We start from the raw sequence: 14,251 nt of genomic DNA, 5'->3' as shown, positions 1-14,251 counted from the left end.
TTTTAGATTCTGGATTGAAAATATAACAGAAGTTTTGAAATACTTCTCATATCTCACAGCTCACATCTCACTTTTTTGCTTAAATTTGTTCTCTCAATTATGGAAGGAAAAATGATAGATAAGATAAAACAACATATAGAGGAAGCTAAAGCTTTTAACGATAAAAATAAAGAATCTTTAGAGCAATTCCGTATTAAATATTTGGGCAGTAAAGGTTTAGTAAGAGAACTTTTTAATGAGTTTAAAAATATTCCAAACGATCAGAAAAAGGATTTCGGTTTAGTAATGAATACCTTAAAAACTGCTGCTGAAGAAAAAGTAAAAGCAATTCAGGAAGAACTGGAAAGCAAAGAAGAAGCAAAAGGAGTTTTTGGTGATTTAACGCGTGCTGCAGAACCAGTAATTGTTGGTTCTCGTCATCCGATTTCAATCGTTAAAAATCAGATAATCGATATTTTTGCAAACATTGGTTTCAACGTTTCAGAAGGACCTGAAATCGAAGACGACTGGCATAACTTTACTGCATTAAACTTACCAGAATATCATCCGGCACGTGATATGCAGGATACATTTTTCATTCAGACAAACCCTGACGTTTTATTGCGTACGCATACATCATCTGTACAAGTGCGTTATATGGAAAATCATAAACCGCCAATCAGAACTATTTCTCCGGGACGTGTATTTCGTAACGAAGCAATTTCATCACGTTCGCACTGTATTTTTCATCAGGTAGAAGGATTGTATATTGATAAAGACGTTTCATTTGCAGATTTAAAACAAACATTGCTTTATTTCACAAAAGAAATGTTCGGAAAATCTAAGATTCGTTTACGTCCATCATATTTTCCATTCACAGAACCAAGTGCCGAAATTGATATTTATTGGGGACTAAAAACAGAAACCGATTACCGTATTACAAAAGGAACAGGCTGGTTAGAAATTGGAGGATGCGGAATGGTAGATCCAAATGTTCTTAAAAATTGCGACATCAATCCAGATGAATTCAACGGTTTTGCTTTCGGAATGGGAGTAGAGCGTATCGCAATGCTTTTATACCAAATTGGAGATATCAGAATGTTTTATGAAAACGATGTTCGTTTCTTAGAGCAGTTTAAGTCTAATATATAATTTTAGATTTCAGTCCCGAAGCCTCGGGATAGATTTTAGAATAAATTGGAGGCTTTAATCTCAATTATAATAATAAACCTTTGTTGAAGTTTCGGCTTTGACAGAGGTTTTTAAAATTTAATAAAAATGAAAAAAGATATTGTAATTCCAGAAGTAGAAAACGTATTCTTAGCTGCCGTTCAGGAATGGAGCGACGATTTTATGGAGAAAGTCTGGTACGCTTATTTAGTTAACGACAGCGACTTTAATTTAGACAGCGTAATGGTCGTTTCTAAGGCATTTGGAACCATAGACGGCGAAATGAAAAAAACGTCGATTCTACGCCATGCTTTTGTTGAAGTTCCGGCTGTTTCTGTAGTGAAGATCGAAATGATCGAGAAAAGTCTTTTGGTTATGAATAATGAATTCATGGTAACGTTCTTCATCGGGAATACTTTGTACGACAAGAAATTCATTTTCAAATCAAACCTAATCAACGAAAACAATACGGAAGAAGTGCCGATTTTATTTGTTGAAGGGATTATGGTGAAGTAGGAGAATATAGAAAATAGAATATAGAAAATAGAATATAGAGTAAAGAAAATAGACTTTTCGAAATACTGATAAAAGAAAAGAGTCAAGAACAATTTAAAATGTCTTGACTCTTTTTTTATCTTCAAAGATTAGAAAATCTATTTTCTTTACTCTATATTCTATTTTCTAAAAAAAAAAACTAATCCAAAGATTCCGTTAATTTCTTAAAAACCGATTTAGCATCTTTCCCGTCGTATAAAATACTATAAACAGCGTCAATAATTGGCGTTTTAGCGCCGTAACCCTGATTTAGTTTATAAGCACTTTTTGTAGCGTAATAACCTTCGGCAACCATACTCATTTCCATCATGGCACTTTTTACGGTATAACCTTTTCCGATCATGTTTCCGAACATTCTGTTTCTTGAGAAAACCGAATATCCTGTAACTAATAAATCGCCCAAATAAGCCGAATCATTAATGTTACGTTTCATTTTATGCACTTTTCTGATGAATTTTTTCATCTCACGAATTGCATTACTCATTAAAACCGACTGGAAGTTATCTCCATAACCTAAACCATGTGCAATTCCTGCAGCAATAGAGTAAATGTTTTTAAGCATTGCAGCGTATTCTGTACCAATAATGTCATCAGAAATTTTAGCTTTAATATAATTTCCTGAAAGCGATCTTGCTACAGTAGAAGCTTTATCTGGATCACCGCACGCAATTGTTAAGTACGAAAGTCTTTCTAACGCAACTTCTTCTGCGTGGCAAGGACCGGTAATAACACCAATATTGTAATATGGAATATCGTATTGAATATGGAAATGTTCTCCGACAATTAAACTCGTCTCTGGAACAATTCCTTTAATAGCAGAAAAAATGATTTTATCGGCTAAAGAAGCAGTAAGTTTTTGAAGTTCTGCATCTAAAAAAGCAGAAGGAATAGCAAAAATTATATAATCTGCGTATTCAACAGCTTCATTTATATCATTAGTTAATTTAAGTTTATTGGTGTCAAATTCTACCGCACTTAAATAGTTTGGATTGTGTTTGTATTTTTGAATGTGCTCGATAGCAGCGTCATTGCGCATGTACCACGAAATTTCGGAAAGATTTACACATAACATTTTTGCAATTGCCGTTGCCCAGCTTCCTCCACCAATTACTGCAAATTTTAAATTTTCGCTCATTATTTTAATAATTTAAAACAAAAGTACTTAATTATGTAGTAATAATACAAAAAGTGATTTAAGAAATTTTAAAAAAGCCTTTGATTTCAATGGTTTTCAAGCAGTTCTAAAAAATCAAAAAAATATTTTCAGGTTTATACAATAAAATGAAAGACACTACGTTATAACTCTTTATTAATTAGAAGTTTAATGAATTTAGCAAAAATTGAGTTAGTTAGTTTTGTTTTAGTATTTTGAAAAGGCGTTCCTAAAAAACTTAAGAACGCCTTTTTTTTATATAAAATTTCAATTTTTGAAAATTCCAAATTCCAATTTTGAAAATCCAGAAATCAAATTCAAATTAGATCTTACAAGTTGGAATTTGGAATTTTAAAACTTGGAATTTATTCCTTAATAGCTCATCTCCACAATAGATTTTACTTTTTCTAAAGTTACCAATTGATTTTCGCCTAAACCTTTCCAGCCTCTTTCATCAAAACGATTTACAATAAAATCTGCTGTTTTATCATAATCATTGGTGTATTGAGAAAGTTTAGTATCCATACCCATTGTGTGGAAAAATTCTACCGTTTTATTGATCGCTTCTTTTGCAACTTCATCATCAGAACCAGTTAAGTTGAAAATTCTTCTTCCGTATTGCGCCAGTTTTCCTTTTTTAGTTTCAAACATTACTTTGTACAAACTTGGTCCGATAATCGCCAAAGTTCTTGCATGATCAATTCCGTAAAGTGCTGTTAGTTCGTGGCCAATCATGTGCGTTGCCCAATCTGCCGGAACACCTTTCTGAATCAATCCGTTTAGTGCCATAGTACAACTCCACATAAAATTGGAAGCCAAAGTATAATCAGTCGGATTTTCTACAACGCCCGGACCAACTTCAATCAAAGTCTGTAAAATTCCCTCGGCGATTCTGTCCTGAAGAAAACCTTCGTGCGGATATGTTAAATATTGCTCCATAACGTGTGTGTAGGCATCTACAACACCATTTTGTAATTGTCTTTTTGGTAAAGACGCAATAACGGTCGGATCACAAATAGAAAACTGCGGAAACAAAGCACTTCCGCCAGAAGATAATTTTTCCTGAGTTGCTTTAATCGTTACCACATAACCAGAATTCATTTCGCTTCCCGTTGCCGGCAAAGTCAAAACAGTTCCAAAAGGCACAGCGTTTTCTTTTATTAAAAGACGTTTTTGCAAAATATCTATCGGATTACCATCAAAATTTACGGCTGCCGAAATAAATTTCACACCATCAATAACAGAACCGCCGCCAACAGCCAAAATGAAATCTATTTTTTCTGCTTTAATAACATCAACCGCTTTCATTAAAGTTTCAAAATGCGGATTTGGTTCAATTCCACCAAATTCAACAATATCAAAACCTTTTAGATTTTCGATTACTTGAGCGTGAATTCCGTTTTGGAAAATACTTCCACCACCGTAAGCCAAAAGAATTTTTGCATCTTTTGGAACTAAAGTTGAAAGTTTTTCTATTTGTCCTTTTCCGAAGATTAAATTCGTCGGATTGTATAATTCAAAGTTGAGCATTTTTTTTAAGGTTCTAAGATGCTAAGGTTCTGAGGTTCTAAGTTTTTTTTCTTAGAAAATCATAAACTATAGTATCATTGTTAATTTTTTAATTTATTGATCAAGGAATAAAATATTGAATTGTAAGAGCTAAAAAAACCTTAGAAACTTAGCAACTCAGTACCTTAGCACCTTATTTTAATTCAATTTTTGCAACAATTTTCCAGCGACTAATTTAGACGAAGCCGGATTTTGGCCTGTAATCAAAAGTCCGTCTTCAACTGCATATGGTGCCCAATTTGCTCCTTTTGAGAATTTTGCTCCATTTTGAGTCAAAGCATCTTCTAATAAAAAGGGAACAACTTTAGTTAAACCAACTGCTTCTTCCTCATCATTTGTAAAACCAGTAACTTTTTTACCTTTTACTAAATAATCTCCATTTACTTTTACATTTTTCAAAACTGCCGGAGCGTGACAAACAAAAGCTACAGGTTTTTTATGATTGTAAAAAGATTCAATCAAAGCAATAGAGTTTTTATCTTCTACTAAATCCCAAAGCGGACCATGTCCTCCTGGATAAAAAACTGCATCATAATCGGCTTGATTTACAGTAGAAAGTTTTTTGGTGTGTTTTAATTTTTCCTGTAATGTTTTATCAGCATCAAATCTTTTTGTGTCTTCCGTTGCAGAAGACGGATCTGAACTTTTAGGATCAATTGGCGGTTGTCCGCCAAGAGGCGATGCAATCGTGATTTCTACACCCTGATCTAATAATTCGTAATAAGGTGCAGCAAGTTCTTCAGACCAAAAACCCGTTTTTTCTCCGGTGTTGCCCAGTTTATCATTGCTGGTAACAACAAATAATACTTTTTTCATACCTTTTTTATTTAATTTTTGAGCTGTCGCTGAAAAGCTGACGGCTGTGAATGCTATAATTGCGAGTAAAGCTATTTTCTTCATAAGTTTAAATTTTTAACAAATTTACGGCTTATGTGATATTAGTAAAAATAAAATAAACTATGTTTGTTATAAATATATTTATGTCATGGTAAATCTCGAATGGTACAGAACATTTAAAGCGGTTTATAAAAACGGAAATTTTTCGGTGGCCGCAAAAGAGTTATTTATAAGTCAGCCTGCAGTAAGTCAGCAGATTTCTATGTTGGAGGCTCATGTTGGAAATAAATTATTTAATCGAAAGTCAAAAGGCGTAGAACCAACAGAATACGCTAAGTTATTAAATAATTTAATTATTGATGCATTAGACCGTCTCGAAAATGTTGAGAATACTTTTCGTGCAAAAGCAGAAGACGCCAACCGATTAATTTCTGTTGGAATTTCAAAACATCTTTTTAATTGTGTAGGCGAACTTTTAATTTCAAAATTTGATTTGATCGATTTTACTTTTGCAGAAGATGACGAACTTTTTGCATTAGTGGATGCGAAAAAACTTGATTTTGCCATTACAACAAAGAGGTTCGATACTTTTGATACTACTTACGAAATTGTTGGAAAAATTAAACTAATCTTGGTTGCACCAACAAGTTTAGATATAACAGACTTCCGTCAGAAATTAAAAGCTGATAATTATACAGAACTTGAACAATGGCTTAATAGTCAAAAATGGTACAGTCACGATGCCAGAATTCCGCATATAAAATTGTTCTGGCTGCATGCTTTTAATAAAAAAAGGCCATCAATGGTTCCTAATTATATTATTCCTTCAGAGTCTGATATGCTGAGGCTTTTAGCCAAAAATGAAGGAGTAGCGGTAACATGGAATTGTAATGCAAGAAATTATATTAAAGAAAATAAACTACAACTGGTATGGAATAGTTTTCACGTGCCGGAAGAATTTGTTTATTTATTAACAGCAAAAAACAATAATGCTAATTCATTTTTTGATATCATAGCGAAAGAATTAAAATTGTTTTTTGGTAATAGATTGTAATTTGGACGAAAATTCTTCTCTTTTTTGATTTTGGTTTGGTTTTTAAAACATACATTTGTATAACAAACATAAAATCAATCAGTTATGAAAAAATTTTCGACAATTTTAGTAATGGTTACTGTAATTTTTATTAGTATTTGTTGCAGTAAAGACGAAGCCAAAAATGAAATAGATTGTGTTGGTGAAGCGATTTTAATTTCACTAAAACATTCTGTAGATGCGGGTAATTCTAAGAAAATTAATTATTCTATAGAATATGGAGGTACAAACACAATCACAGCTGTAAAATGGACTTTTGGCGATGGAACTTCTGAAACTGTAAATGGTTTAACAACTTCTCATACCTACAGTACAACAGGAACTTTTGAAACAAAAGCTGATGTAATGATTAATAAAAGCGGAAGCAGTTGTACCGTGAGTCCAAAGAAAAGCATCACGGTGAATTAGAATACAGAATTAAAATATAGTGATGAGAGTCAATTTTATATTTTATTGCCACGGTAATAGATTATAAAATTGACTCTCATTCGTTATATTTGTTTGATATGATTTAGGATTTATGGAAAATTTACAAAATATAAGAGTTGCAGTTGATGCTATTGTTTTTGGATATCAAAACAGTCAATTGTATGTGCTTTTAATTCAGCAGAAATTTGGTTCTAGTGAATCGTATTGGGCTTTTCCGGGCGGATTAGTGAAGAATGATGAATCTCTGAAAGATGCTGTAAAACGAGAATTGAAAGAAGAAACCAACGTAGATGTTAATTATTTTGAACAGCTTTTTACATTTGGAGATGATATTTCTAGAGATCCAAGAAATCGTGTTGTTTCTGTGGCTTACTTTGCACTTGTCGATCCTTCAAAACTAGAAATCAAAGCCGATTCTGATGCTGATAAAGTGCAATGGTTTAAAATTGATGAAGTTCCAAAATTGGCTTTTGATCATAATATAATTCTCAAAAAAGCCGTTGAACGCTTAAAAGCAAAACTGACTTATGAGCCCATTGGTTTTGATTTGCTTCCAAAAGAATTCCTTTTCTCTGAACTCGAAAATTTATACTGTACTATTCTTGAAAAAGAAATAGAACGTCGTAACTTCCGTAAAAAAATTCTCAGTTTTGGAATTGTCGAAGAAACCGAAAATTATTCGCCGATAAAAACAGGTCGTCCAGCCAAATTGTTTTGTTTTAATAAACAGAAATACAATGATTTAATAAAAGAAGGTTTTCACTTCGAAATAAAATTCGCTTAAACTAATATTATGATTAAACCATTTCCGTTCCATTCTGATTTAAGAGATTATTTCAAGAAACAAGACAAAACATGGTCTTGGTTTTCTGAAGAAAAAGTAAAAGTCGAACAACAAGAAGCATATAAAACCGATTTATTAAAAAATTCCTATCGCATAGATACGCAAACGGAGCCGAAAGTGTATGAAATTTTACAAGTCGCAAAAGATAAATTAGGGATTATTATTCCGATTACTATTTACCAGTCGCAAACTATGGATAGCAATAATGCCGGAGTGGTGTTTTTTGAAAAAGAAGCGCACATTATTCTCTCGGGCACTATTTTGAAATTGTTGAATGATGATGAATTATTGGTTTTATTCGGACATGAATTGTCGCATATTCTGCTTTTTAATTTAGAAAATGGCGATTTCGAAATCACAAACAGAATCATCAATACCATTGCGAGCGATTCTAACAGCGAATTGTTTTATTACGAAACCGCAAGATTATACCAGCTTTATACCGAATTGTTTTGTGATCTGGGCGCGCTCAAAGCCAGCGGAAGTCTGGAAACTACTATTGAAACTTTGGTTAAATTAAATACAGGTTTAGAAAAAGTTTCGGCCAAAAGTTATTTAAAACAAGCCGACGAAATTCTCGAAAGAATTGAGAAAGGTTCAGACGGAGAAACGCATCCTGAAAATTTTATCCGTGCCAAATCGTTAGAAATTTTTCAAAACAATAATGCCAATTTTTATTCCAGAACAGAAAAGATTATTTCGGGACAGATTGATCTTCATCAGTTAAACTTATTTACCAAGAAATTGGTTTTTGATAATACGAAAGAATTGATCTCGATTGTTTTAAAACCAAAATGGACACAATCTGAATATTGCAACGCACTTTATAAACAATACTTTTCTAATTCTGACCGAAAAAATGATGTTGTAATTAATGACGCATTCAAACTAAAAATAGAAAATAGCAGGAAAAACCTAAAGGAGTATTATACCTATGTAATGCTCGATTTTGCGTTATGCGATCCTGAACTCAAAGAAGCGTTTATTGGTCATATTCTGGATATTTCGGAACAATTAGGATTGGAAGATCATATGAAAACGATTCTGAAAAAGGAATTAAATCTTACCGAGAAGACTTATAAAAGTTTTACTCAAAATTGCACTGCTACACTGAACACTATTTTACAATCCGATCTCGAAAATACTTATTAAGATGGCAACAATAAAAGAATCTGCTTTCTATCAATTTATTACCGAAAATTTTCAAAAAGGATCTTTTACAAGCGATGATATTATCGCCATTATGATGCCTTTATTAAAAACGGTTTCGACAATTCATAATCAGGGAAAAGTGGCGTCGCTGGATACTATTTCTTCGATTTACATCGAAAACGGACATTTTCATATTACCGATAATGCATTTGAAGTAAAACAAAATCTGAAACCCATTCAGGAATTGTTTAAAAGTAAAAGCAAAGCATTCGAAATTTCCGGACTTCATTACAATACTACCGAAATTGGAGAAGAAATAACACGTGAATACGGCGATAAAAGTGTTTCTGAAAAGGAAGAAGAAAATTCCAAAAAAGCAGTTTACGTAAAAGATTACGGTTGTTTTGAATTTGAATTTGGTCATCACGATCCCGTAACCGATATTTTTATTTTGGGAATGATCTTGGCGAGTATTACGCTGCAGTTTGATTTTACCGATCTTGATGATGTAAAGCGTTTTGTAGAATACCGCAAGAAATTGTATTTCCTGAACAGTAAAATAAATCCTGCGATTGCGAATATTATTTTGGGAATGACCGAATTAAACCGCGAAAAACGCTGGAAAGACGTCAACGAAATAATCGAGAAACTGAGGAATTACAGAGATTACGATCCTGAAAACGAATACGATTTATCGCAGTTGATTGATGCTAAAGTTCAAAACAAAAATCAGTTTATTCACGAAAAACTTCGAAACCGATTATTTGATAATAGTAAACGCAACCGACTTTTATATTTTCAGCCGAATTTAAAGTTCTTAAATCTTACTGTTTCTTCGGTTCCGCAAGCTTTAGATTATCAAAACATTGACCCCAATTCTATCTTTTACTGGAATGAGGAAATTTCAAAAAAAATAAGCAAAACCAGTACGATTTCGCTCAACAAATATTTAGAAGTAGAGGACAATACGTACATCGTGCCAACGCTCGATAAAATACGTTTAGAAGCCAACAAAGATATTAACGAATATGGTTTCAGTCAGTTAAAATTAGTAATCTGTAACTTAAACTGGTTTAACACAAAAGAAAATAGTTCAGAAAAAATAGTGTCGCCTTTGCTTTTGGCATCGGTAACGCTGACGAAGAAAAAAGGATTAAAAGATCAATATTCGCTGGAGTTTCTGGATTCTGAAGTAGAAATAAATCCGGTATTGGCAAATGTGCTCAAAGATTTATACGATATCAGACTGCCGGAAAGAATTCAGCTTTCTGAAACTAAAATTGAATCTATTTTTGAATTATTACGCGTTCAGGTCGAAAAAAATAATTCAGGAATTGTCCTGGATTATATTGGTAAACCAAAGATAAAACTCATTTATTCGCAGGCAAAACAAATCCTGACACAGTTTAATAAACGTTCCAAAAAGAAACAAGCCATACAGGATCAGCGTAGTCTGAGTTATTCTTATCAATCTGAAAATTACCAGCCTTATGGTTTAGAATTATTCAGAAATTATGTTTTTACCCAAGCCTCTTCTTTAGAATATTTGATAAACAGCGATATCAAAAGAAATCCGCAGTTTTTTAATGAGAACAAAACCATAGAAAGAGAATTTTATCAGCTTGACGAAGGCGAAACAAATCCGTTTCGTTGGGAATTTGATACTTGTAATCTGATATTGGGGAATTTTAATTATAAAAAAATGTCACTCGTTCGGGATTACAATCAGGTAATTGAGAATGATGTAGAAAGCAATGTTTTTAAAAATTTATTCAATTCATTAGCCCAGAAAGATTTTAAAAACGAACTGGAATCGGGAAACAGTTTTACCAAAACTTTTAATGTTGTAGCGAGTGATCCGACACAAAATAATGCGGTAAAATATTCTGAAACCGGCGAAAGCTATATTATACAAGGACCGCCGGGAACGGGAAAATCGCAGACAATTGCCAATTTGATTGCCAATTATGTCGCCAACGGAAAAAAAGTATTGTTCGTTTGTGAAAAACGTGCCGCGCTCGATGTCGTTTTTTATCGATTGAAAAATCAAGGATTAGACGATTTGTGTTGTTTGATTCACGATTCGCAAGCCGATAAAAAAGAGTTTATTCTGGATCTGAAACAAACCTTTAACGATTTTACAGCCACTAAAAATAAGTTTCAGTCAATAGCAGAAAACCGTGTGGCATTGGTTCAGAAAATTGATGCCGAAATCAATAAAGTCGCATCGTTTCATGATTTTATGAATGCCGAAATTGATGCCGAAAATCATCTTACAATAAAATCACTTTTTGATGTTTTGGTTTCCAATTCGCATAAAGCTTTATTGGACAATCTAAATATGCTTGATGATAATGCAGGTTTACAGGATTGGAATAAAAACCGCGAAGTTTTAGAGAAATTATATGCTATAAATCAGGAAACCAATCAGTCTGAGTTTTTCTCTGTGCATCCTTTCCGCTTTTTAAGAATCGATGCTTTTCGTAAGCACAAACATATCTCAGATTTAAAAAATGATCTTGAAAACAGTCAGGAAATAGCAGAGAATCTTTCAGAGCGATTAGATTTCGTTTCTATTCCAACAGAAATCCATACTTTGTTTGACATTCAGAAATTCCTGCGCAAAGCAATGGCGACTTTTGTTTATTTTGATAATAACATGTCCCAATTATTAGAGCCAAACAACAGCCTTTTCAAATCACTTGAAAACGATGTTCAGACTTTGCTAAAATTGCGAAATGATATCGAAAAGTCAGCCAAACAATATCCGTATTGGAACAAAACTATTTCTGAAACCGACGCGAAAACGGCTTTGGAAATCATCAGAAAAAACGAAAACAGTTTTTTTAATTTTATAAATTCAGATTATAAAAAGACAAAAAATGAAATTCTGGCGGTTTATGATATTAATAAACATACTGTAAAACCAAGTTTAATCGTGGTTTTAGAGAATTACTTATCCCAATTTGAACAAGAAGAAAAATTCAATACTTTAAAAAGTGATTTTGAATCTAAATATAATCTCGGAGATTTATTCGAATTAAAATACCATACCGAAACTCTTAAAAAAGAATTGGATGAAACGATTTTAAATTTTGCTGAAAACCTGAATGAAGCGGAGCGAAAAGAAGTTGTTGAGATAAAAAACTTATTCTTAAAACTAAGTTCTTCTCTTTGTAATAATATCGAAAATTATGAAAGTTTGAGCTTATCTGAGATTGAAAATCAAATTACAGCCATCAACTCCAAAAAAGTTTATTTTGATTTGTATGCTTCTTATTTTGATGAAATTCAAGATATAAATCCATCGGTAATTCAATTATTAAAAACAAAGAAAATTCCGCTTGAGCATCTTAAAATTACTTTGGCAGAAAGATCTTTAGAGAAATATTATGCTATAAACTACACGCATAAAAAATTCAATATGGATATGCTGCATACTTCCATTCAAAAAGTAAAAAGAATGTATGCCGATTTACTCGAATTGAACGGAAAATATATTGTAGCCAAACAAGTCAATAATCTAAAAGAACTGATTTTGACTTCAGAAATGTCTGTTTCCGGAATGACAGCAGAACAAAAAGAAGCTAAAAAATCAATAACCGAAGGAAGAAAAATTCTGGAAAACGAATTCAGCAAAAGCATTCGATTTAAATCCATCCGTGATTTGGCATCTTCAGAATCGGGTCAGATTATCCGCGAAATAAAACCTGTTTGGTTAATGAGTCCGCTGAGTGTTTCGGATACTTTACCCGTAAACGAAAACTATTTTGACGTCGTGATTTTTGACGAAGCCAGTCAGATTACACTCGAAGAAGGATTGGTGCCGATTTACAGAGCCAAACAAACGATTATTGTGGGCGACGAAATGCAGATGCCACCAAGTAATTTCTTCGGAAGTTCATCTGGAAATCAGGATGATTTATGGAAAGATGCAACCGAAGAAGACGATGATTATTTTTCTTTGGATGCTGATAGTTTCCTGACACAAGGCGCGCGCAAATTCCCGTCGATTATGCTCGGATGGCATTACAGAAGTAAACACGAAGCTTTGATTGGTTTTTCAAATGCTTCTTTTTACGACAGTAAACTGCTTACAATTCCGGATTTAAAAGATCACAGTAAACTTTCTGAACCTATTATTGTCGAAGCTGTCAAAAATGCGAAAGCCAATTTGGATCAGCTTTTTTCTAAGCCAATCTCGTATCATTATATTAAAAATGGTGTTTACAATAACCGTTCAAATACATTAGAAGCGCAATATATTGCCAATATGGTTCGCGAACTTTTAACGCAGAACAAAGAACAAAGTATCGGAATTGTTGCTTTCTCTATGGAACAGCAAAACGAAATTGAAACTGCTATTGAGGCACTTTGCATAGACGATAAAGTTTTTGAAAACCTGCTGGAAGAAGAATACAAGCGAATTGAAAACAATCAGTTTGTGGGGCTTTTTGTCAAAAACCTGGAAAATGTGCAAGGTGACGAGCGCGACATTATTATTATGAGTACTTGTTTTGGATATAATCCGAACGGGAAAATGCTGATGAATTTTGGTCCGATCAACAAACGAGGCGGTGAAAAACGTCTGAATGTAATTTTTTCGAGAGCCAAGAAAAGTATGTGCGTAGTAAGCTCGATCAAGTACTTTGATATTAAAAACGAATATAATGAAGGTGCGAATTATTTTAGAAAATACCTTCAATATGCTGAATTGGTTAGTTTAGGACAATTGGAATCGGCCAATAATGTCCTGAATTCTATAAACAGCAAAAACAGCGCAGGAACTTCGAGTATCATTGCAGATCAAATTCAGGAAGAGATTTCTAAAATGGGTTATTCTGTGGTTAAAAATATTGGCCAGAGTAAATTTAAATGCCATTTAGGAATCAAAAAAACGGCCGAAGACGAAGAATTTGTTTTAGGAATTATGATCGATGATGATATTCATTATGCAAATGATGATATTTTGGAACAATATCTTTTAAGACCCGAAATTCTGAAGAGTAACGGCTGGAATGTCTGCCAGATTTATGCAAAAGACTGGATAGAAAATAAACCGCGCGTTTTGAAAATGATTGGCGCTTCATTAAAAAATGAACATTTCTTTGAAGAAGTAGCATTTGAAAGTGTAAACACGGATATTGAAACAGCGGAAGAAGAAAGCCAAAATCAAGCATTTAATGGAAATATTATTTTTGAAAGATACCTCAATACTTCAAACGGAAGTAATAAATTTTGGGAAATAAGCCAGGACGACAAAAATATTATTGTGCAATACGGCAGAGTAGGAACCAAAGGACAAAAAATGGTAAAATCCTTTGACAGCGAAGATATTGCAACAAAAGAAAAGCGAAAATTAATCGCCCAAAAACTGGCGAAAGACTATTATAAAGAATAAAAAATACTCTTTTGCGTAAATTTTACACAAAATAAATTGTTTGTTAAAAATTTAATTCTACATTTGCGT

General features: G+C 33.0%; 10 protein-coding genes. 7 read left to right on the top strand and 3 right to left on the bottom strand.

Annotation, left to right across the window (positions count from 1 at the left end; all coding sequences use genetic code 11):
- Positions 1-111 precede the first annotated feature (111 nt).
- Positions 112-1,131, top strand: coding sequence for a phenylalanine--tRNA ligase subunit alpha (gene pheS / locus EV144_RS22505; RefSeq protein ID WP_134151433.1), 1,020 nt, complete (start codon positions 112-114; stop codon positions 1,129-1,131).
- Between the two features lie 126 nt (positions 1,132-1,257).
- The gene (locus EV144_RS22500) at positions 1,258-1,665 is read left to right on the top strand and encodes a hypothetical protein (protein WP_116752225.1); all 408 of its coding nucleotides are present in this window, start codon (positions 1,258-1,260) and stop codon (positions 1,663-1,665) included.
- Between the two features lie 178 nt (positions 1,666-1,843).
- On the opposite strand, the gene EV144_RS22495 is transcribed toward EV144_RS22500, so the two are convergent.
- The 3 genes from EV144_RS22495 to EV144_RS22485 all read right to left on the bottom strand — a co-directional run bounded on the left by EV144_RS22495 (position 1,844) and on the right by EV144_RS22485 (position 5,326).
- Entirely contained in the window at positions 1,844-2,839 is a 996-nt protein-coding gene (locus EV144_RS22495; protein ID WP_134151386.1) for an NAD(P)H-dependent glycerol-3-phosphate dehydrogenase, read from the bottom strand.
- 390 nt (positions 2,840-3,229) lie between these two features.
- Positions 3,230-4,387 (bottom strand): iron-containing alcohol dehydrogenase, encoded by a 1,158-nt coding sequence (locus tag EV144_RS22490; protein WP_134151385.1) that lies wholly within the window; start codon positions 4,385-4,387, stop codon positions 3,230-3,232.
- Positions 4,388-4,564: 177 nt separating this feature from the next.
- Positions 4,565-5,326, bottom strand: coding sequence for a type 1 glutamine amidotransferase domain-containing protein (locus EV144_RS22485; protein WP_166670622.1), 762 nt, complete (start codon positions 5,324-5,326; stop codon positions 4,565-4,567).
- 85 nt (positions 5,327-5,411) lie between these two features.
- On the opposite strand from EV144_RS22485, the gene EV144_RS22480 reads away from it, so the two are divergent.
- From EV144_RS22480 to EV144_RS22460, 5 genes are all read left to right on the top strand, one after another.
- Positions 5,412-6,317 (top strand): LysR family transcriptional regulator, encoded by a 906-nt coding sequence (locus EV144_RS22480; RefSeq protein ID WP_134151383.1) that lies wholly within the window; start codon positions 5,412-5,414, stop codon positions 6,315-6,317.
- An 84-nt stretch (positions 6,318-6,401) separates the two neighbouring features.
- Positions 6,402-6,764, top strand: coding sequence for a PKD domain-containing protein (locus tag EV144_RS22475; RefSeq protein WP_134151382.1), 363 nt, complete (start codon positions 6,402-6,404; stop codon positions 6,762-6,764).
- 112 nt (positions 6,765-6,876) lie between these two features.
- Positions 6,877-7,569 (top strand): NUDIX hydrolase, encoded by a 693-nt coding sequence (locus EV144_RS22470; protein ID WP_134151381.1) that lies wholly within the window; start codon positions 6,877-6,879, stop codon positions 7,567-7,569.
- A 9-nt stretch (positions 7,570-7,578) separates the two neighbouring features.
- A complete protein-coding gene (locus EV144_RS22465; protein WP_134151380.1) occupies positions 7,579-8,781 on the top strand; it encodes a M48 family metalloprotease in 1,203 nt (400 codons plus the stop codon).
- A 1-nt stretch (position 8,782) separates the two neighbouring features.
- The gene (locus EV144_RS22460; protein WP_134151379.1) at positions 8,783-14,182 is read left to right on the top strand and encodes an AAA domain-containing protein; all 5,400 of its coding nucleotides are present in this window, start codon (positions 8,783-8,785) and stop codon (positions 14,180-14,182) included.
- Positions 14,183-14,251: the final 69 nt, after the last annotated feature.

It is taken from the genome of Flavobacterium sp. 270 (assembly GCF_004368785.1).
Classification (GTDB): Bacteria; Bacteroidota; Bacteroidia; order Flavobacteriales; family Flavobacteriaceae; genus Flavobacterium.
The sequence above is the reverse complement of the archived record's forward strand: the minus strand, read 5'-3'. Positions and strand labels throughout refer to the sequence as shown.